General features: G+C 72.8%; 15 protein-coding genes. 9 read left to right on the top strand and 6 right to left on the bottom strand.

Features of this window, described 5'->3' with window-relative positions:
* Positions 1-1248 carry a cation:proton antiporter gene (locus ACFYPA_RS14925; RefSeq protein ID WP_389132035.1) on the top strand — a complete coding sequence of 416 codons (1248 nt, stop codon included), beginning with the start codon at positions 1-3 and terminating at the stop codon, positions 1246-1248.
* 18 nt (positions 1249-1266) lie between these two features.
* Here ACFYPA_RS14925 and ACFYPA_RS14930 read toward each other — a convergent pair whose 3' ends face one another.
* Together ACFYPA_RS14930 and ACFYPA_RS14935 are read right to left on the bottom strand one after the other, a co-directional pair.
* A complete protein-coding gene (locus tag ACFYPA_RS14930) occupies positions 1267-1818 on the bottom strand; it encodes a MarR family transcriptional regulator (protein ID WP_359080991.1) in 552 nt (183 codons plus the stop codon).
* Between the two features lie 70 nt (positions 1819-1888).
* On the bottom strand, positions 1889-2536 hold the full coding sequence (locus tag ACFYPA_RS14935; RefSeq protein ID WP_359080993.1) for a class I SAM-dependent methyltransferase: 648 nt from the start codon (positions 2534-2536) through the stop codon (positions 1889-1891).
* A 228-nt stretch (positions 2537-2764) separates the two neighbouring features.
* Here ACFYPA_RS14935 and ACFYPA_RS14940 point away from each other — a divergent pair, with 228 nt between their 5' ends.
* Positions 2765-3202, top strand: a complete 438-nt coding sequence (locus ACFYPA_RS14940; RefSeq protein WP_359081102.1) for a nitroreductase family deazaflavin-dependent oxidoreductase — start codon at positions 2765-2767, stop codon at positions 3200-3202.
* Between the two features lie 25 nt (positions 3203-3227).
* Here ACFYPA_RS14940 and ACFYPA_RS14945 read toward each other — a convergent pair whose 3' ends face one another.
* Both ACFYPA_RS14945 and ACFYPA_RS14950 read right to left on the bottom strand, forming a co-directional pair.
* On the bottom strand, positions 3228-4772 hold the full coding sequence (locus ACFYPA_RS14945; protein ID WP_389132038.1) for an MFS transporter: 1545 nt from the start codon (positions 4770-4772) through the stop codon (positions 3228-3230).
* Positions 4773-4950: 178 nt separating this feature from the next.
* Positions 4951-6036 carry a helix-turn-helix domain-containing protein gene (locus ACFYPA_RS14950; protein ID WP_359312753.1) on the bottom strand — a complete coding sequence of 362 codons (1086 nt, stop codon included), beginning with the start codon at positions 6034-6036 and terminating at the stop codon, positions 4951-4953.
* 304 nt (positions 6037-6340) lie between these two features.
* Here ACFYPA_RS14950 and ACFYPA_RS14955 point away from each other — a divergent pair, with 304 nt between their 5' ends.
* From ACFYPA_RS14955 to ACFYPA_RS14970, 4 genes are all read left to right on the top strand, one after another.
* Complete coding sequence (locus tag ACFYPA_RS14955) at positions 6341-7003, top strand: hypothetical protein (RefSeq protein ID WP_359080999.1); 663 nt, start codon at positions 6341-6343, stop codon at positions 7001-7003.
* A 129-nt stretch (positions 7004-7132) separates the two neighbouring features.
* Complete coding sequence (locus ACFYPA_RS14960) at positions 7133-9232, top strand: flotillin family protein (RefSeq protein ID WP_359351216.1); 2100 nt, start codon at positions 7133-7135, stop codon at positions 9230-9232.
* A gap of 224 nt (positions 9233-9456) precedes the next feature.
* Complete coding sequence (locus tag ACFYPA_RS14965; RefSeq protein WP_359351214.1) at positions 9457-14388, top strand: DNA repair ATPase; 4932 nt, start codon at positions 9457-9459, stop codon at positions 14386-14388.
* A gap of 29 nt (positions 14389-14417) precedes the next feature.
* A complete protein-coding gene (locus ACFYPA_RS14970; RefSeq protein ID WP_359351212.1) occupies positions 14418-16412 on the top strand; it encodes an NAD-binding protein in 1995 nt (664 codons plus the stop codon).
* A gap of 12 nt (positions 16413-16424) precedes the next feature.
* Here the strand turns inward: ACFYPA_RS14970 and trpS are convergent, their stop codons facing one another.
* Positions 16425-17462, bottom strand: coding sequence for a tryptophan--tRNA ligase (trpS, locus tag ACFYPA_RS14975; RefSeq protein WP_359351209.1), 1038 nt, complete (start codon positions 17460-17462; stop codon positions 16425-16427).
* A 315-nt stretch (positions 17463-17777) separates the two neighbouring features.
* Between trpS and ACFYPA_RS14980 the strand changes: the two genes are divergently transcribed.
* The 3 genes from ACFYPA_RS14980 to ACFYPA_RS14990 all read left to right on the top strand — a co-directional run bounded on the left by ACFYPA_RS14980 (position 17778) and on the right by ACFYPA_RS14990 (position 20066).
* Entirely contained in the window at positions 17778-18869 is a 1092-nt protein-coding gene (locus ACFYPA_RS14980; RefSeq protein ID WP_359081104.1) for an LLM class flavin-dependent oxidoreductase, read from the top strand.
* A 2-nt stretch (positions 18870-18871) separates the two neighbouring features.
* Complete coding sequence (locus tag ACFYPA_RS14985; RefSeq protein ID WP_359081008.1) at positions 18872-19525, top strand: FMN reductase; 654 nt, start codon at positions 18872-18874, stop codon at positions 19523-19525.
* A gap of 118 nt (positions 19526-19643) precedes the next feature.
* Positions 19644-20066, top strand: a complete 423-nt coding sequence (locus ACFYPA_RS14990; protein WP_359081010.1) for a universal stress protein — start codon at positions 19644-19646, stop codon at positions 20064-20066.
* Between the two features lie 71 nt (positions 20067-20137).
* Here ACFYPA_RS14990 and ACFYPA_RS14995 read toward each other — a convergent pair whose 3' ends face one another.
* Positions 20138-20536 (bottom strand): hypothetical protein, encoded by a 399-nt coding sequence (locus ACFYPA_RS14995; protein WP_359081012.1) that lies wholly within the window; start codon positions 20534-20536, stop codon positions 20138-20140.

Consider the following 20536-nt stretch of genomic DNA (forward strand, 5'->3'; position numbering starts at 1 on the left):
GTGCACGACACGACCGCACTGCTGGTGGAGCTCGGCTCCGTCATCCTGGGACTGGGCATCATCGGGCGGTTCGCCGGCCGCGTGGGCCTCTCCCCCATCCCGCTGTACCTGCTGGCCGGGCTCGCCTTCGGCGAGGGCGGGCTGCTGCCGCTGGGAGCCAGCGAGGAGTTCACCGCCGTGGGCGCCGAGATCGGCGTCATCCTGCTGCTGCTCCTGCTGGGCCTCGAATACAGCGCCTCCGAACTCGTCACCAGTCTCAAGACCCAGTACCCGTCCGGCGCCGTGGACTTCGTGCTCAACGCGACCCCGGGCGCCGTCGCGGCCCTGCTGCTCGGCTGGGGCCCGGTGGGGGCCGTGGCCCTGGCCGGGGTCACCTGGATCTCCTCGTCGGGGGTGATCGCCAAGGTCCTCGCGGACCTGGGCCGGCTCGGCAACCGGGAGACACCCGTCATCCTCGGGGTGCTGGTCATCGAGGACCTGTCGATGGCCGTCTATCTGCCGCTGCTCACCGCGATGCTCGCGGGCGTCGGTTTCGCCGGGGGCAGCATCGCGCTGCTCATCGCGCTCGGCACCGTCGGGTTCGTGCTCTACCTCGCACTGCGCCACGGCCGCCTCATCAGCCGTGCCGTGTCCTCCGACAATCCGGAGATGCTGCTGCTCGTCGTGCTCGGGCTGACCGTCCTGGTCGCCGGTGTGGCCCAGCAGTTGCAGGTGTCGGCGGCCGTCGGCGCCTTCCTCGTCGGCATCGCGCTCTCCGGTGAGGTCGCGGAGGGCGCGCGCAAGCTGCTGACCCCGTTGCGGGACCTGTTCGCCGCCGTGTTCTTCGTGTTCTTCGGGCTCTCCACCGATCCCGCGGAGATCCCGCCGGTGCTGCTGCCGGCCGCGCTGCTGGCCGTCGTCACCGTCTTCACCAAGATCGCCACCGGCTGGTACGCGGCCCGGCGGGCCGGCATCGGATCGCGCGGACGCTGGCGGGCGGGCGGCACGCTCGTCGCCCGCGGCGAGTTCTCCATCGTCATCGCCGGTCTGGCCGTGGCGACCGAGCCCCGGATCGGGCCCATAGCCACCGCGTACGTCCTGATCCTCGTCATCGTCGGCCCGCTCACCGCACGGTGGACCCAGCCGGCGGTCGAGCTGATCCGCAAGTGGCGCGGCAAGGACGACGGGCCGGCCGGCACGCCCGGCGCAGCCCCCGTCGCACCGCCGGCGGCGGCCCCGCGGGAGGAGCTGGCCACGTCCGCGGACTGACCGGCGCCCCTGGTGCCGTCAGCCGTCGTGGGGGGCGGTGAGGTCCGGCGCCCACCCCAGGGGGTAGGCGTCCGCGCCGCCCCCGGGCACGGCCGGTTCGCCGCCCGCCGCGGTGAACGCGGTCAGCGCATCGATCAGCGCGGCGCACTGCTCCGGCGCGAGGCGCTCGACGATGGCGGCGATCTCCCGGCGGCGGGCGGACGTGACGTCCTCCACCAGCCGGAACCCCTCGGGGGTCACCCGCAGCGAGGTCTCCCGGCGGTTGGCCGGGTTGACCTGCCGTTCCGCGAGACCGGCCGCGATCAGCCGGTCCACCATGCGCATCGCGGTCGACGGGTTCACGCCGAGCCGCTCGGCGAGCGAGACCAGCTTGGCGTCCCCGTGCGTGGCGAGCACCACGAGGAGCCGGAACTGGGGCAGCGTCACCCGGTCCTCGACCGTCGCCAGCGAACGGGCGGACACCGCCACCAGCAGCCGCGAGGCCGTCAGCACCGCGCGCGTCACCGCGTCGACGTCGTCCCTGCCCGGGGCGGGCGGTCGTTCCTCGGCGGACTGTTCGTGCGCGGCCATGCCTCTTTGTACCGTGCGCGACGGCCGTACTCGAACCCGGCACGTGCCCCGGCGCCCGGGGCGCGGGCCCTCAGCCCTTGCGGGCGAGCAGATGGATCTCCCGGAACTGCCGCCGGTCGGCCGGCTGGGGCTCGCGCACCATCCGGGCCACCTCGGCCAGCCCGGCCGTGCGCAGCAGCGTGGCCAGGTGGTCGGGCCACCACCGATAGGCCGGCGCGACCGCGTGGTCGAAGACCTGCGTCGGGTGCGAGGCGTCCTCACTGGCGGAGAACCCGATCAGGAGGTGCCCGCCGGGCGCCAGCACGCGGTGGAACTCCGCCAGGATCGCGGGGAGCTCCGGCGGCGGCGTGTGGATGACGGACCACCGGGAGAGGACGCCGCCCAGCGTCCCGTCGGCGAGGTCCAGCGCGCCCATGGAGCCCGTCTCGAACCGCAGGGCCGGATGGGCCCGGCGGGCCGACTCGATCATGGCGCCGGACGCGTCGAGGCCGAACGCGGTGAGCCCCAGCGTGGCCAGATGGGCGGTGATGTGCCCGGGTCCGCATCCCAGATCCGCGACCCGGTCCGGCCCGTTGGCGCGGACGAGCTCGGCGAAGGCGCCCAGCATCGCGCGGTCCAGCGGCCGCTCGCGCAGCTCGTCGCCGAACAGCTCGGCATAGGTGAGGGCGGCGGCGTCGTAGGCCTCGCGGGTCACCGTGAGGGCATCGTGTTCGACCATGGCCGCGACAGTAGCCGCCTCCGGACGGGCTTCCCCCGTCGATGCGGGGGGCACCGGGGCAGAAACGGTGTCGAACCGTCACCGAATCCCTGGCACAAGTACATGACACTCACCTTTGGACTGTGCAACGTTTGCACAGTGACGTTTGAACCCGCACCTCCGACCGAACCGCACCGCCCGGCACTGCCGACCGGACTGCGGCGCGCCGCCGCCCGGCTGCCCATCCATATGTTCCGCGCGGGGCTCGGACCCGTGTTCCGGGGGCGTCTGCTCCTCCTCGTCCACACCGGGCGCACCTCGGGCGTCCCCCGGCGAACGGTGATCGAGGTCGTCGAGGCCGCGACCGGCGACGGGCCGCGGAGCTGGACGGTCGCCTCCGGCTTCGGCCCCGGCGCCGACTGGTACCGCAATCTGCTCCGTACGCCGCACGCCACCGTGCAGGTCGGGCGCAGGTTCCACGCCGTGACGGCGCACGCCCTGCCGGCCGAGGAGGGTGGCGCGCTGATGGCGCGGTACGCGCCCCGCCACCCCCGGACCGCCCGCCGGCTCAGCGCGTTCATGGGGTTCACGGTCGACGGCGGGGTGGAGGACTACCGGCGGGTCGGCGAGTCGATCCCGTTCGTCCGGCTGGTGGAGAGCGCCGGGCCCGCCCGGAGCGGTCGCTGACTGCCCCCGGGCCTCCCGGGGGCAGTCAGGCCCGCGCCGCTTCGGTCTCCTCCACCAGGTGGGGGTGGGGTGCGCCCCGGCGGTAGAGGATCACCGTGACCAGCAGGCCGACGGCGAAGAAGCCGGCCGACCACCAGTACGCGGTGGCGTAGCTCTCCAGCTGGGCCTGGGCGACGGCGGCCGGGGTCGGTTTGCGGCCCACCAGGTAGTTGGTGGCCGCGCTGGTGGCCAGGGTGTTGAGCAGCGCCGTGCCGATGGAACCGCCGACCTGCTGGCTGGTGTTCACCATCGCCGAGGCCACACCGGCGTCCCGTGCCCCCACCCCGGCGGTGGCCAGGTTCATCGCCGTGGCGAAGACCATGCCCAGCCCGAGACCCAGGCAGAGCAGTGGCGGCAGGACATGGGCGAGGTAGCTGCTGTTCAGGTTCAGGGCGGTCAGCCACATCATGGCGGCGGCCGCGATGCCCATGCCGAGCGGCACGATGGGCTTGGCCCCGAACCGCGGCACCAGGACGTTCGTCGTCGTCACGGACGTCACGATCATCACGGCGACCATCGGCAGGAAGGCCAGACCTGTGGAGACCGGTGAGTAGAACAGGCTCTTCTGCAGGTAGTACGTGAGGAACAGGAACACGCCGAACATGCCGGCGCCGGAGATGAACATCGCGAGGAACGACGCCCCGCGGTCCCGGTCCAGCACCACCCGCATCGGCAGCAGCGGGTGCTCCGCCCGGGTCTGCCACCACGCGAAGGCGGCGAGGAGCACCGCACCCGCCAGCAGGAAGCCCCAGGTCTGCACCGAGCTCCAGGGATGTGTCTCGGCGTTGGAGAACCCGAACACGATGCAGAAGAGTCCGGCGGAGACCAGCACGGTTCCCGGGATGTCGAGCTTCGGGCGGTTCACCGGCGCGCCGGCGGTGAGCAGGCGCAGGCCGCCGACGAACGCGACGAACGCGAAGAGCAGGTTCACGTACAGGCACCAGCGCCAGTTCAGGTACTCGGTGAGCACCCCGCCGAGCAGCAGGCCCACCGCACCGCCCGCCCCGGCGATGGCGCCGTAGATCCCGAACGCCTTGGCCCGCTCCTTGGGCACGGTGAACGTCGTGGTGAGGAGCGACAGCGCCGCCGGGGCGAGGAGCGCGCCGAACATGCCCTGCAGGGCACGGGCCAGCACCAGGATCTCGAAGCTCGGGGCGGCGCCGCCGATGGCCGAGGCGACCGCGAAGCCGACCAGACCGGTCAGGAACACCACCCGGCGGCCCACCAGGTCGGCGATGCGCCCGCCGAGCAGCAGCAGCGAGCCGAAGGCGAGGGCGTACGCCGTCACGATCCACTGCCGGTTCCCGTCGGTGAAGCCGAGGTCCTGCTGGGCGGAGGGCAGCGCGATGTTCACGATCGTCGCGTCGAGGACCACCATCAGCTGGGCCAGCCCGATCACGCCCAGCACCCACCACCGGTGGGAGGGTCCGCGCTCCTGGCCGGGTGCGGCGCGGGACGCCGGTTCGGTCGCCGTCCTCCCGCGCCGTCCGTCCTCGTCCGGTTCCCCTGGCTGACGTGCGTGACGGGCCATGGTGCGGATCTCCCTAGCTGCGCACGACACCGGAATCCCCCGAGTGATCACGCTAAGCGGAGGCGGCCTTCCCCGCATGTGGGGAGGGCCGCCGACGGGAGACGCTGCCGGAAACCGGCAGCGGGAGGGGCGAGGAGGAGGGTTCCCGCAACCCTTGGCGCCCCGGCAGGCCCGGGGCTCAGATCTCCTTGGCCGGCCAGTCCAGCAGCCGGGCACCGATCACCGCGGTCTGCAGGGTGTAGCGGTGCATCGGGTCGGACGGGTCGGAGCCGGTCAGCTGATGGATCCGCTCCAGCCGGTACGTCAGCGCCCGCACGCTCAGCGCGAGGCGCCGGGCGGTCTCGGCCGCGACACAGCCCGCGTCGAAGTACACGGAGAGCGTCTTCAGCAGCGGCTCCGCGCCGCCCCGCGCCTGCTGGAGCGGGCCGAGCTCGCTGCGCACCAGATCGGCCATCGCCTGCCGGTCCCGGGTCAGCACGGGGTAGACCAGCAGATCCGCAGCGTACAGCACGGGGTCGTCCAGACCCATCCGGTCCGCCAGGTCGAGGGCGTCCAGCGCCTCGTCGTACGACTGGACCACACCACCGGGGCCCCGGTGGGCACGGCCGACCGCCACCCGGCCGCCGTCCGTCGCCGCGTGCGCCTGCTTGGCGAAGTACCGCAGGACATCGGGCTGGCTGCCGGGCGCGATGCAGATCAGCCGGCCGTCCTTCGTCGTGAGCAGGATCTTGCGGCCGCCGAACCGGGCCAGCAGCGCCGACTCCACCTGCCGCGGCACCACGTCGGTCTCGGTGTACGCCTCCGGGCCCGCCGCCACCGCGACGGCGTGGGCGCGGGAGAGCCGCAGCCCGAACCGGGTGGCGCGCTCGGCGAGCCGGCCCAGGTCGCTGCGCCCGTACAGGAGGTCGTCGATGAACTCGCGGCGGGCCGCCTCCTCCCGCCGCACGGTGAGCCGCTGGGCCCGCTCGAAGCCCTCGGCGAACGCGTCGACCGTCTGCTCCACCGCGGCCAGCACGCTCTCCGTCGATGCGGCGGTGGCGGCCGCCGTCGCCCCGGGAACGGCGGCCGGCCAGGTGGTGCGGGTCTCGGCCAGGTACATCCGGACCAGCGCGCGCAACTGGTGCCCGGCCTCGGCGGCCTCTCTGCCGAGGGCGCGGCGGGTGTCGAGTTCCTCCCGGGTGAGCCGACGGCCGGAGACGGCGACCTCGCCCAGGATCTGGGCGTACCCCTCCAGGAAACTATCGGAAATCACCGGTTCCGCCACGCGCCCGCCTCCACTCCTGATGAGTCACTGATATTTACACAACGCCTACGCGCGCATGCCGGTGCCCGGCATCGAGCACCGTGAAAGATTGCCGGATTCCGGCAATGCGGCCGACCGGCTGTGGATGACACGATCCTGTCAGCACCGACCGGGGGACCACGGGGGAAACACGGGGGTGCAGGGGGACGGGGGAAGGCCCGGTTGCCGCGGTGCCGTTGGGACGGCGCCGCGGCTGCGGGGTCACCACCGGGCCCCGCGCAGACGCCGGCAGGACTGCCGGCACGGCAGGCAGGGGGGTGGACCGATGCAGGAGTTCTTGACCGCGGCACTTTCCTTCCCGGCCATGCTCTTCTCCGCGGCGCTGGTCGTCGTCATCGCCTTCTGGCTGCTCGTACTGGCCGGCGCGGCCGATCACCACTCCTTCGACGCGGACCTCGACACCGATCTCGCCGGGATCGGCGGCGTGCCCGTCACCGTCTCGGTCTCCGTGATGGTGGCCGTCGGCTGGTTCACGGCCCTGACCGGCTCGGTCCTGCTGCACCGCGGCGACACCACCGGAACCGCCCGGGCCGCGCTCGCCTGCGGGGTCCTCGCCGGCGCGCTGCTGGTCGCCTGGGCCGTGGTGCGGCTGCTGGCGCACCACTTCCGGCGCTTCTTCGCCGACCAGCCTCCTCCATCGCGCCAGGACTTCGTGGGCCGGGTCTGCTCGATCCGCACGGGCTCGGTCGGTACGGACTTCGGCCAGGCCGAGGTCGCCGCGGCCGACGGCTCCACCGCGATCGTGCAGGTACGCCTGCTGGAACCGGCCGATGCCGCGTTCACGGCGGGAAGTACGGGCCTGCTGTACGCGTACGACGACGCGGGCGAGTTCTTCTGGGTCTCCCCGTACGACCGTGCGCTCGACCCGGGACCGCCACCGGCCCCGCCGCGTACGCACCGACGCACGCCGCCGGGCCGCACCGCCTGACCCGGCGCGCGCCCGCGCCACCCCCACCACACGCCGCACCGGCTCGCGCCGTGCCGCTCCGTGCTGCCCGGGCCCGCGCGCACGTCTCCTCCGTCTCCTGTTCCGCACCACCAGCCGCCAAGGACTGTCATGGAAGCCATCTCCTTGGGCCTCGGCCTGCTCGTCGCCGTGGTCCTGCTCATCGCGATCGCCCTGCTCCTGGTCGTCACCCGGCTCTTCCGCAAGGTGGAGCAGGGCAAAGCCCTGATCATCTCCAAGACCAAGAAGGTCGACGTGACCTTCACCGGCGCCGTCGTCCTGCCGGTGCTCCACAAGGCCGAGTCCATGGACATCTCGGTGAAGACGATCGAGATCCGCCGCACCGGGCGCGAAGGACTGATCTGTCAGGACAACATCCGCGCCGACATCCACATCACCTTCTTCGTCCGGGTCAACAAGACCGTCGAGGACGTCATCAAGGTCGCCCAGGCCATCGGTACGCAACGGGCGAGCGACAAGGTGGCCATCCAGGAGTTCTTCGCCGCGAAGTTCTCCGAGGCGCTCAAGACCGTCGGCAAGCAGCTGGACTTCGTCGACCTGTACACCAAGCGCGAGGAGTTCCGGGACCGGATCATCCGGGTCATCGGCACCGATCTGAACGGCTACCACCTCGACGACGCGGCGATCGACTTCCTCGAGCAGACCCCGATGGTGCAGCTGGACGGCGCCAACATCCTCGACGCTCAGGGCATCCGCAAGATCACCGAACTGACGGCGATCGAGCACGTACGGACCAACGAGTTCCAGCGCACCGAGCAGAAGGAGATCACCCGGCAGGACGTCGACGCCCGGGAGACCATCCTGGAGCTGGAACGCCGGCAGGCCGAGGCCGAGATCAAGCAGCGCCGCGAGGTGGAGACGCTCCGGGCCCGTGAGGAGGCCGTCACCGCCCGGGTCCAGGAGGAGGAACGCCTGGGCGCCCAGACCGCGTTCATCCGGACCGAGGAGCAGCTAGGCATCCAGCGGGAGAACCAGGCGCGGGAGATCGCGGTGGCGCAGAAGAACCGCGAGCGGGTCATCGCCGTGGAGAACGAGCGCATCGAGAAGGACCGGCTGATCGAGGTCATCGGGCGCGAGCGGCAGACCGAACTCGACCGCATCGCCGCGACGAAGGAGGTCGAGGCGGAGCGCCGCGAGGTCGCCGACGTGATCCGCGAGCGCATCGCGGTGGACCGTACGGTCGCCGAGCAGGAGGAGTCCATCAAGACCCTGCGCTCCGTCGAGGAGTCCGAGCGCACCCGCAAGTCCGTGATCATCGCCGCCGAGGCGGAGGCGCAGGAGCAGCTGGTCAAGGACATCAAGGCGGCGGAGGCCGCCGAGGCCGCGGCCACCCACCGGGCGGCCGAGCAGCTGACGCTCGCGGAGGCCCGGCTGAAGACCGCGGACCTGGACGCGCGGGCGAAGCTGCGGCTGGCCGAAGGGGTCCAGGCGGAGTCGGCGGCGCTCGGCCTCGCGGACGTACAGGTACGGGACGCGGCCGCCGAGGTCATCGAGAAGACGGGCCTGGCCGAGGCCGAGGCGACGTCCGCCCGGCTCCGGGCCGAGGCGGAGGGCTCCCGGCTCAAGGCACTCGCGGCGGCCGAGGGCACGCAGGCCCAGGCGACGGCCGACGCGGCGATGATCGGCGAGAAGCTGAAGGCGGAGGCGGCGGGGCTCACGGACAAGGCGGCAGCGATGGCTGCGCTCGACGACGCGTCGCGCGGGCACGAGGAGTACCGGCTGCGGCTGGCGGCCGAGAAGGAGATCCGGCTCGCGGGCCTGGAGGTCCAGCGCCAGGTCACCGAGGCGCAGGCGACGGTGCTGGCCACGGGCCTGGAGAACGCCGACATCGACATCGTCGGCGGGGAGTCGCTCTTCTTCGACCGGCTGGTCTCGTCCATCTCCATGGGCAAGAGCCTCGACGGTTTCGTCGAGAACTCGGAGACGGCGAAGGCACTGGGCGGGGCGTGGCTGAACGGCACGTCGTCGTTCACGGACGATCTGACGCGGGTGCTGGGGTCGGTGTCGTCGGGTGACGTACAGAACCTGACGGTGTCGGCGCTGCTGATGCGGATGATGGCCGCGCCGGCGGCGGGGGGCGTGGGCGCTGACCAGGTCCGCGAACTCCTGGACCACGCGCGGTCCCTGGGCCTGGCGGACGTACCGGTGAACGCCGCGGCACCCGCCCGCAACGGCACCCCGGTGGGGTAACGGACCCCCGTGGCCCTTGCCCTCAATCGCCGGACGGGCTGGGGGGGGTGACCGCCCCAGCCCGGTCGACGCCCCCGGAGCAACGTCCGGCCGCAATCGCCGGACGGGCTGGGGGGACCGCCCGCCGCGGAGCCACGACAACGACGGCCGCACCAAGCCCGTCCGGCGCCTGAGGACCCCGCCGGCCGCCGGCCGCACATCCGCCCCGCCCCGTAAGGAGCCGCATGGACACCGCCACCCCACCGCCCCCGGACGGCCCCCGGGACGGGGCCTACGACGTGCTGCGGCGGCGGCTCCGGACCCAGGCCGCCGAGCTCACCCACCGCGCCGAAGCCCTCAACGCCCGCCGGACCGAGGCGTTCGGCTCCACCGGACTGCGGCTCCTCGGCAGCGAGCAGGTCCGGACGGCGCGGCCGTCCACCCCCCGCGATCTCGTCGCTGTAGGCGGACAGCTCCTGTTCGGCTTCGAGCGCGGCCCCGGCCGGACCGACGAGCCGGCCGTCGACGACGTACTCGCGCTGTACGAGGCGGAGTTGGACCCGGCGCCCGACGGCCCCCTCCTCACCGACGAAACCTTCGTGCGCGAGTTCCACGGCCTCCACCGCTACTACCGCGACGCCCGCCTCCTGCGGCTGCGCCGGACCGACGGACGGCTCCTCGCCGTGTTCCGTACCGGCGAGAGCGCCGAGGACATCCGCGTCCTGCGCTGGGCGCTGAACGCCGACGGCTCACCCGGCGCGTTCCTCGACGCCCGCGGGGAGCGCGACCACGTGTTCCCGCCCTCGCACGACTTCACCTGGACCGTCGCGGGCCGCGAGGCGCACATCGCCGGCCGGCACCCGCACATCGCCATCGGTGCGAGCGGCGAGCGGGACGCCCCGCTCTTCGTCTCCACGCTCGGCGGACACCTCACGCTCAAGACCGCCGACGACACCGAGACCCCCGACGGGATCTACCGCGAGCCGGTCACCGAACCCCTCCAGTCGCTCGCCGACGCCGAGGTCGAGTACGCGCAGTCCGGCCCGCTCGTGCTGCTCCGCGTCCGGCCGTACAAGGAGGAGACCTGGCGCCATCTCGTCTTCAACCGGCTCCTGGGCACCGTGCGGCGGCTGGACGGGATCGGTCCCTCCTGCCACCGGCTCCCCGAGGAGCAGGGGATCATCTTCCCCGGCGGCTACTACCTGACCGCCGGCACCGCCAAGACCTTCGACATCGCCGAGCCGCTCACCGACCCGGTCTTCGAGGGCGCCGTCCGCTCCCCCAACGGCGAGGACGTCCTGTACGCGTTCCGTTCGCGGACGGACGGCCGCAGCCTGCTGCTCCCGTACAACGTGATCCGGCAGGAGGTCGCCACCCCGCTCCAGGGCCGGGGCCACGCGCTGCTCGACGCCGGCACGCTCGTGCTCCTGCGGGATCCGGTGGAGGGCCGGGCCGGCGGCCCCACCCGGGTCCACGCGGTGCAGCGCTGGCAGACCCCGTACGTCTCCGACACCTATGCCGCCTCCCGCCCCGCCGGGACGGGCCCGCTCGCCCGGGTCGGCAACGCCGACCTCGTGCGCGGCATCTCCGACTGTCTGGCGCTCGCGCACAGCGCCGACACGACCACCCCGACGGCCGCCTTCTACGCGCAACTGGTGGCCGACTGCTCCCGCGCGATGGACCGGTACCACTGGCTGGCCGAGGAGGAGCTCGACGATCTCGGCGCTCCGCTGGCCGCCCTGCGCGACACCGCACAGCAGGTGCTCGCCGAGTTCGACGCCGTGCAGGAGCAGACCCGGCGGGCCGCGGACGCCCTCACCGAGGCTGCGGACCGGATCACCGCACTCGTCCGGCAAGTCCGCGGCGAGGCGCCCCGGTCGGCAGCCGACTGGGTCGACCGCCTGACCGAACTGCGTGCCGCGCACGGCCACTTGGCGACGCTGGAGGAGATGCGGTACGCGGACACCGCGCGGATCACGGAACTCGCCGCCGCCACCGCCGACGACCTCACCGCGGCGGGCCGTCGCGCGGTCGCCTTCCTGTCGGGGGACGGCGCCTTCGCCGGCTACCACGAGGAGGTGGCCCGGCTCACCGAGCAGGCCACCGCCCTCGCCACCGTCACCGATGCCACCGCGCTCGGTGAACGGCTGGCGGGGATGACGGACGGGCTGAGCACGGTCACGGACGTCGTGGCCGGGCTGGACATCGGTGACGGTGTGGTCCGCACCTCGATCCTGGAACGGATCGCGGAGGTCCTCGGCGGGGTGAACCGCGCCCGCGCCACACTCGACGCCCGCCGGCGCGCCCTCGTCGACCAGGAGGGCCGGGCCGAGTTCGCCGCCGAGTTCGCGCTGCTGGGACAAGCCGTCACGGCCGCGCTGGCCGCCGCTGACACCCCGGACGCCTGTGACGACCAGCTCGCGCGGCTGCTGCTCCAGCTGGAGAACCTCGAGGCGCGGTTCGCCGAGTTCGACGACTTCCTGGCCGGGCTGGGCGAGCGGCGGACGGAGGTGTACGAGGCGTTCTCGGCCCGCAGGCAGACGCTCCAGGACGGCCTCGCCGGCCGCACCGAGCGCCTCGCGGCCTCCGCCGCCCGGGTACTGGAGACCGTCGCGCGCCGCAGCTCCACGCTGCCCGACACGGACGCCGTCCACACCTACTTCGCCTCCGACCCGATGGTCGCCAAGGTCCGCCGCACCGCCGACGAGCTGCGGGAGCTCGGCGACACGGTCAGGGCCGAGGAACTCGGCGGGCAGTTGCTGGCCGCCCGCCAGGAGGCGGGCCGGGCCCTGCGCGACCGCAGCGAGCTGTACGCGGACGGCGGGGCGACGATCCGGCTGGGCCGGCACCGGTTCGCGGTGAACACCCAGCCGTTCGAGCTGACGCTGGTACCGCAGGGCGACGGGCTCGCGTTCGCCGTCACCGGCACCGACTACCGGGCGCCGGTCACCGACCCGGACTTCGCCGCCACCCGCCCCCACGGGGACCAGCTGCTGCCCTCCGAGTCCCCGTCCGTCTACCGGGGCGAGCACCTCGCGGCCCGCCTCCTCGACGAGCACGGCGCGGACCATCTGACCTCCCTGGCGGTGGACGACCTCGCCACGCTCGTAAGGGAGTCGGCCGCCGCCGCCTACGACGAGGGGTATCAGCGCGGCGTGCACGACGAGGACGCCACGGCGATCCTCACCACCCTGTTGCGGCTGCACACGTCCGCGGGACTGCTGCGCTGCCTGCCCGCGGTACGGGCCGCCGCCCAGCTGTTCTGGGCGTGCGGGACGGACGGGGCCCGCCGCACGTCCTGGACGCGCCGGGCCCGATCCCTGGCGCGCGCCCGCGAGACCTTCGGCCTCACCCCGGCCGTCGACGCGCTCCAGGAGGAGTGGGCAGCCGTCATCGCCGCCGACGACTCCCGGGCCGTCGCCGCGTACCTCTTCGAGGAGCTGACGAGCAGCCCGGAGGGCTTCGTCACGAGCGCGCCCGTACGCACGTTCCTGGACAAGTTCCGGCTTACCACCGGCACTTGTGCGTACGACGACGACCTCGCCGCCCTCGGGGACGACCTGTCGGCCCGCCGCCAGCTCGTCGAGGGCTGGCTCACCTCGTACGCCCGGGCGAGCGGGACGGACCTGGACGCGGGCGACCTCGCGGAGGCCGTCGCCGTCGAACTCTGCCCCGAGCCGGTCCTCGCCCGCTACGAGGGCGACGCCCCGCTCACCGCGACGGTGGAGGGCCTCCTGGGCGTCCACCCGCGCATCGAGCGGGGCCGACTGCCCGTCCGCATCGACGAACTCCTCTCCCGCACAGCCGAGTTCCGTACCACCACCGTCCCCGCCTTCCGCGCCTACCAGCGCCGGCGCACCGCCCTGGTAGCAGCCGAACGCGCCCGGCTGCGGCTGGACGACCACCGGCCCCGGGTCATGTCGGCGTATCTCCGCAACCGGCTGCTCGACGAGGTGTACCTGCCGCTGATCGGCGACAGCCTCGCCAAGCAGATCGGCACCGCCGACGCCGACCGCCGCACCGACTCCCAGGGCCTGCTGCTGCTCGTATCGCCGCCCGGCTACGGCAAGACGACACTCATGGAGTACGTCGCCGACCGGCTCGGCCTGGTCCTCGTCAAGGTCAGCGGCCCGAGCCTCGGCCATGACGTGACCTCCCTGGACCCCGCACAGGCCCGCAGCGCGACCGCGCGCCAGGAGATCGAGAAGATCAACTTCGCGCTGGAGGCGGGCAACAACACCCTGCTCCACATCGACGACATCCAGCACACCTCACCGGAGCTGCTCCAGAAGTTCATCCCGCTCTGCGACGCCACCCGCAGGATCGAGGGCGTACGGGACGGCGAGCCGCGCAGCTACGACCTGCGGGGCAAGCGGTTCGCGGTGTGCATGACGGGCAATCCCTACACCGAGTCCGGGGAGCGGTTCCGCATCCCCGACATGCTCGCCAACCGGGCCGACGTCTGGAACCTGGGCGAGGTGCTGAGCGGGCGCGAGGACGTCTTCGCGCTGAGCTTCATCGAGAACGCGCTCACCGCCAACCCGGTGCTGGCGCCGCTCGCCGGCCGGTCCCGCGAGGACCTCGCGCTGCTGCTGCGGCTCGCCTCCGGCACGGACACCACCGCCCGCGCGGACCGGCTCCAGTACCCCTACGCACCCGACGAAGTGGACCGGATCACCGCCGTGCTGCGCCATCTGCTGCACGCCCGCGACACCGTCCTCGCGGTCAACGCCGCCTACATCGCCTCGGCCGCGCAGACGGACACGACGCGCACCGAACCGCCGTTCCGACTGCAGGGCTCGTACCGCAACATGAACCGCATCGCGGAACGCGTCGTGCCCGTGATGAACGACGCCGAGCTGTCCGCCGTCATCACCGACCACTACACGGGCGAGGCCCAGACGCTCACGACGGGCGCCGAGGCGGCCCTGCTGAAACTCGCCGCCCTGCGCGGAACGCTCACCGCCGAGCAGGCCGCGCGCTGGTCCGCCGTCACCGCCTCGTACGTACGCACCCAGGCGCTCGGCGGCCCCGACGGCGACCCGCTGACCCGCGCGGTGGCCGCACTCGGGCTGCTCGCCGACCGGATCGCCGCCGTCGAAACGGCGATCAGCCGGGCCGCCGACCCCCGCAGGCTGCTCGCCCGCCCACCGGCCGGGACACACGAGGACCGCTGACCGTACCGATCACGAGAACGGAGCAAGGCATGCTGGGACACGTGCCTCCTCTTCCCCAGCAGCCCCAACGCTCGCCGTTCACCGGACACATGGTCGTCTGCGGCGACGACGCGCTCGCCCAGCGGCTCGCCGTCGAGCTGCGGTACGTCTACGGGGAGCGGGTCACCCTGGTCCTGCCACCGGCGCCCGGCGCGGCCGGACCGGAGCTGCCGCTGACCGGACGCGGCCGGGCGGCGGCCCTGTTCGGCCGCATGTCGTCGGCGATGAACCGCAACGGGGGGAACGGCGGCGGGAGCGGGGACGGCGACACGAACGCCGGGGTGGAGGCGGTCCGCATCCTCCAGGCCGCGGAGCCCTCCGACGAGGCCTTCGAGGAGGCCGGCGTCGACGCGGCCGCCGCCCTGGCGCTGGTCTACGACGACGACGAGCGCAACATCCGGGCCGCGCTGACCGCCCGCCGGCTCAACCCCCGTGTCCGGCTGGTGATCCGGCTCTACAACCGCAAGCTCGGCCAGCACCTGGAGACGCTGCTCGACCAGGCGGCCGCCGTCGCCTCGCCGGGACTCGACCCGACCGCGCTGGACGCCTCCACCACGGTCCTGTCCGACGCCGACACCGCGGCCCCCGCCCTCGCGGCGACCGCGCTCGCCGGGTCCAGCAAGGTCATCCAGGCGGAGGGGCTGCTCCTGCGCGCGGCGGAACGCCCCCCGCCCCCGGACGGCCAGGCCGCCGATCCCGGCCTGTGCACGCTGGCCCTGCTCTCCTCCACCACGCACGACCCGGCGGGCACAGAAGGCTCCGACAGCAGCGGTGACGAGGGCCCACGGCTCCTGCCCGACCAGGCGCAGGTGGCCGCGGCGGCCGGGCGCGGAACGATCGTCCTGGAGGCCGTCAGCCAGCCGGGCCCCACCGCCGCGGGCCGCCGGATGGGGGGCAGGGGCGCGCCCCTGAGCCAGGTCTTCTCGCGACGGCTGCGCTGGTCCGCTCTGGGCGTCGGCCTGGCGGTCCTGGGCCTGGCGGTGGCGTCCTCGTTCACCACCGGGGACGACCCACTGCACGCCACGTATCTGACGCTGCTCGACCTGTTCGCGATGGGTGACCCCGCGATCGGTGACCCGACCGCCCGCCAGGTCATCCAACTCCTCTCCGGCGTCGCCGGGTTGATGCTGCTGCCGCTGCTGGTGGCCGGGGTGCTGGAGGCGTTCGGGTCGCTCCGCACGGCCTCCTCCCTGCGCCGCCCGCCGCGCGGCCTCTCGGGACACGTGGTGCTGCTCGGCCTCGGCAAGATCGGTACCCGCGTGCTGGTCCAGCTGCGCGAACTCGGCATCCCCGTGGTGTGCGTGGAGGACGACCCGGACGCCCGCGGCATCCCGGTGGCGCGCCGGCTGCACGTACCCGTGGTCCTCGGGGACGTCACCCAGGAGGGCGTCCTGGAGGCCGCGAAGATCCGGCGCTCCCGCGCCCTGCTCGCCCTGACCAGCATCGACACCACGAACCTGGAGGCCGCGCTGTACGCCCGCTCGGTCAAGCCCGATCTGCGGGTGTCCCTGCGGCTGTTCGACGACGAGTTCGCCACCGCCGTCTACCGCACGCTGCGCACCGCACACCCGCAGGCCCTGACCCGCTCCCGGTCGGTCTCGCACCTGGCGGCGCCGTCGTTCGCCGTCGCCATGATGGGCCGGCAGATCCTGGGCGCGGTGCCGGTCGAACGGAAGGTGATGCTGTTCGCCGCGGTCGAGGTGGCCGGGCACCCGCAGCTGGAGGGCCGGACGGTGGAGCAGGCGTTCCGGGCCGGGGCCTGGCGGGTCCTCGCCCTGGACGTGGCCCCGCCCGCGGACCGCAGGCCCGACCTCGCCTCCCCCGCCCCGCCCCCGCAGACCCCCGGCACCGGCCCGGCCGGCGGCCTCGTGTGGAATCTGCACCCCGGCTACGTACTCCAGCCCACCGACCGGGTGGTGATCGCCGCGACCCGCCGAGGCCTGGCGGAACTGCTGCGCAGGCGTACGTCGTTGACGCGACGCTGACGAGGGGACAGGCTAGACCAGACCCCCCATCGCCTCCCGCACCTCGGCGAGCGTCGCGTCGGCGACGGCGTTGGCGCGTTCGTTGCCGGCCCGCAGCACGGACCGCACGAAACCCATGTCCCCCGCGTACTCGGCACGTCGGGCCCGCAGGGGCGCGAGGCGGGCGTTGACCGCGTCGGTCACGGTCCGCTTCAGCGCGGCAGCGCCCCCGCCGCCGATCTCCTCGGCCACGACGTGCGGGTCCCGGTCGAGACAGAGTGCGGCGAGCAGCACGAGCCCCGACACCGCGGGCCGGCCCTCGGGGTCGTACGTGATGTGGCGCTCGGCGTCCGTCGTCGCCCCCTTGATCAGCCGGGCCGTGGCATCCTCGTCGGCGCTCAGAGCGAGGGAGTTGGCGCGGCTCTTGCTCATCTTGGTGCCGTCGGTGCCGAGCAGCAGCGGTGCGGCGGAGAGCAGCGCCTCGGGTTCCGGGAAGAGCGGCCCGTAGCGCTCGTTGAACCGCCGGGCGATGGTCCTGGTCACTTCGAGGTGCGGCAGCTGGTCCCGGCCGACCGGCACGACGTCGCCCTTGCAGAACAGGATGTCGGCCGCCTGGTGGACCGGGTAGGTGTACATCAGACCGCTGACGGACGCCTGCCGGGAGTGCGCGATCTCGTCCTTGACCGTGGGATTGCGGCTCAGCTCGGCGACGGAGACCAGGCTGAGGAAGGGCAGCATCAGCTGGTTCAGCGCGGGTACGGCGCTGTGGTTGAAGATCACCGAGCGCTCCGGGTCGATGCCGGCGGCCAGGTAGTCCAGCAGCAGACCCTCCATGGTCGCGGTGAGCCGCTCGGCCACGTCCCGGTCGGTGAGCACCTGGTAGTCGGCGATGAGGACGAACACCTCCACCCCGAGGTCCTGGAGCCGCACCCGGTTGTGGAGCGTGCCGAAGTAGTGCCCGAGGTGCAGCGCCCCGGTGGGCCGGTCACCGGTCAGGACGCGGAAGGCGGCGGGGTTCCGGTGGATGCGCTCGTCGAGCGGGGCGGTGGTGTCGGCGTAGGTCGTGGTCATGGCTGGTCTCCTCGCGATGGTGTGTGCGTGGAGGACGGCCCCCGCCGGGCTCGGAGCCCGTACCGGAAGAGGGCAGAGAAAAAGGGCCGTCCGTGACGAACGGCCCTGGTCCCGCGCTGAAGAGGTGGCCGCTCCTAGGAGGAGCGCCACCAGTTGCGGCACGGTACGGAGGTCATGGGCTGAGCTTACGCCCCGGTCCGCCCCGGAGCAGGGGCGGAATAGGGAGACGGCGTGCTCCGTTGTAGGGTGTGTTCACATAGTTCAACGTTCAACCAAATGATCGTTCGACCACACTGGTTTCTGGAGGCGGGCGCCATGCAGTTCGGGATCTTCACCGTCGGGGACATCACCACCGACCCGACGACCGGCACGACGCCGAGCGAGCACGAGCGGATCAAGGCCACCGTCGCCATCGCGCGGAAGGCCGAGGAGGTCGGGCTCGACGTGTTCGCGACCGGCGAGCACCACAACCCCCCGTTCGTGCCGTCCTCGCCGACGACCACCCTCGGCTACATCGCCGCCCGCACCGAGCGCATCATCCTGTCCACCTCGACGACCCTGATCACCACCAACGACCCGGTGAAGATCGCCGAGGACTACGCCACCCTCCAGCACCTCGCCGACGGCCGCGTCGACCTGATGATGGGCCGCGGCAACACCGGACCGGTCTACCCCTGGTTCGGCAAGGACATCCGCCAGGGCATCCCGCTCGCCATCGAGAACTACGCCCTGCTGCACAAGCTGTGGCGCGAGGACGTCGTCGACTGGGAGGGGAAGTTCCGCACACCGCTGCAGTCCTTCACCGCGACCCCGCGCCCGCTGGACGGCGTACCGCCGTTCGTCTGGCACGGCTCGATCCGCTCCCCGGAGATCGCCGAGCAGGCCGCGTACTACGGCGACGGCTTCTTCCACAACAACATCTTCTGGCCCATCGAGCACACGAAGAAGATGGTGAGCCTCTACCGGCAGCGCTACGCCCACTACGGCCACGGCACCGCCGAGCAGGCCATCGTGGGTCTCGGCGGCCAGGTCTTCATGCGGAAGAACTCGCAGGACGCGGTACGGGAGTTCCGCCCGTACTTCGACAACGCGCCGGTCTACGGTCACGGCCCTTCGATGGAGGACTTCACCCAGCAGACCCCGCTGACCGTGGGCTCCCCGCAGGAGGTCATCGAGCGGACGCTGTCCTTCCGGGACGCCGTCGGTGACTACCAGCGCCAGCTGTTCCTGATGGACCACGCGGGGCTCCCGCTGAAGACGGTCCTGGAGCAGCTCGACATCCTCGGCGAGGAGGTCGTCCCGGTGCTGCGCAAGGAGTTCGCCAACCTGCGGCCCGCCGGGGTCCCCGAGACCGCACCGCTGCACCCGGCCGTCGCCGCGGCCGCCACCGCCGTGAAGGAGAGCTGACCGTGTTCGCCACCGAACCGCTGAGGATCGTCGCCGTATCGGCCGGGCTGAGCAGCCCCTCCTCGACGAGGCTGCTGGCCGACCGGCTGGCCGCGGCCACCCGGGAGCGGCTGGAGACCGAGCAGGACCGTCCGGTCGAGGTCCGGGTGATCGAACTGCGCGACCTGGCCGTAGACATCGCGGGCAACCTGGTGTCGGGGTTCCCGTCGGCCACGCTGGAGGAGGCCATCGGCGCGGTGACGGGGGCCGACGGACTGATCGCCGTCACCCCGGTCTTCACCGCCTCGTACAGCGGCCTGTTCAAGTCGTTCTTCGACCTCGTCGAGAACACCGCACTGACCGGCAAGCCCGTCGTCGTCGCGGCGACCGGCGGCACCGCCCGGCATTCGCTGGTGCTGGAGCACGCGATGCGTCCGCTCTTCGCCTACCTGCGGGCCGTCACGCTGCCGACATCGGTGTACGCGGCCTCGGAGGACTGGGGCTCCTCGGGCGACGAGTACACCGAGGGCCTGCCGGCCCGGATCCGGCGCGCGGGCGGCGAGCTCGCGCAGGCGATCACGGGCGGCCGGGCGGTCTCCGGGGCCGTCAAGACCCTGGGACTGGACGACGAGGTGGTCCCCTTCGAGCGGCAGCTGGCCGACCTCCGGCTGGACTGACCGACCCGAGGACGGTGCTTTCGTCCGGTTTGACTACAGTTGCACAGGAACGTGCGTGGTGCGGGTGTCCCCTCACCACGCACCCGCGTGACCAAACGGAACCGAGCTGGAGGCAGAGATGGGCAGGATCGTGGTGGGCGTTGACGGCTCCGAGTCGTCGATCAAGGCACTGCACTGGGCCGTACGCCAGGCGGAGCTGACCGGTGACACGGTGGAGGCCGTCAACAGCTGGGAGTACCCCGCGACGAGCTGGGCGTCCATGATGCCGGGCATGCCGGAGGACTTCGATCCGCAGGCCGTGGCCACGGTGTCGCTCACCGAGGCGCTGGAGGAGGCCCTCGGAGCCGCGGGCGCCGCCGCGGTCAGCAAGGTCGTGGTGATCGGCAACCCGGCACAGGCCCTGCTCGACCGCGCCGAGGGCGCGAACCTGCTGGTCGTCGGCGCGCGCGGGTACAGCGGCTTCAAGGCCACCCTGCTCGGCTCGGTCAGCCTGCACGTCACCCAGCACGCGGCGTGCCCGGTGACCGTGGTCCGCGGCTGACGTCCGCTCCGGGCAGCCGTACGGGCCCGCGCCGATGAGGCGCGGGCCCGTACCGGCGAAACCGCGGCGGCTCAGTCCTCCCGCATGTAGAAGAAGTAGAACGCGCCGAGCAGCATGCCCGCCCCGGTCAGCAGGCCCAGGACCGACGCGGCCAGCACGCTCTTGCCGGAGAGGCTGTAGAGGAAGCCGATCGAACCGCCGAACAGCGCACCGTACGCGACCGCCCGCAGCCCGACCGGCACCTGACTCTGCACCCGGCCCAGACCGAAGCAGAGCGCCGCGAGCACGGCGCCGGAGACCAGTCCGAGCGCGAGCTGCGTGCCGGTGAGCACACCGCCGCCGCGGACGATGGACGTCGCGTACCAGCCGAGGATCACCCCGAGCGTGACGGGAACGGCCCAGCTGATCATGGAGTGGTGCCGGGCACGGACGCGCGTTCCGCGTGCCTGCACCGAAGCGTGTGCGGCCAT

Source organism: Streptomyces sp. NPDC005775, from assembly GCF_042871565.1.
In the GTDB taxonomy this organism is placed as follows: domain Bacteria; phylum Actinomycetota; class Actinomycetes; order Streptomycetales; family Streptomycetaceae; genus Streptomyces.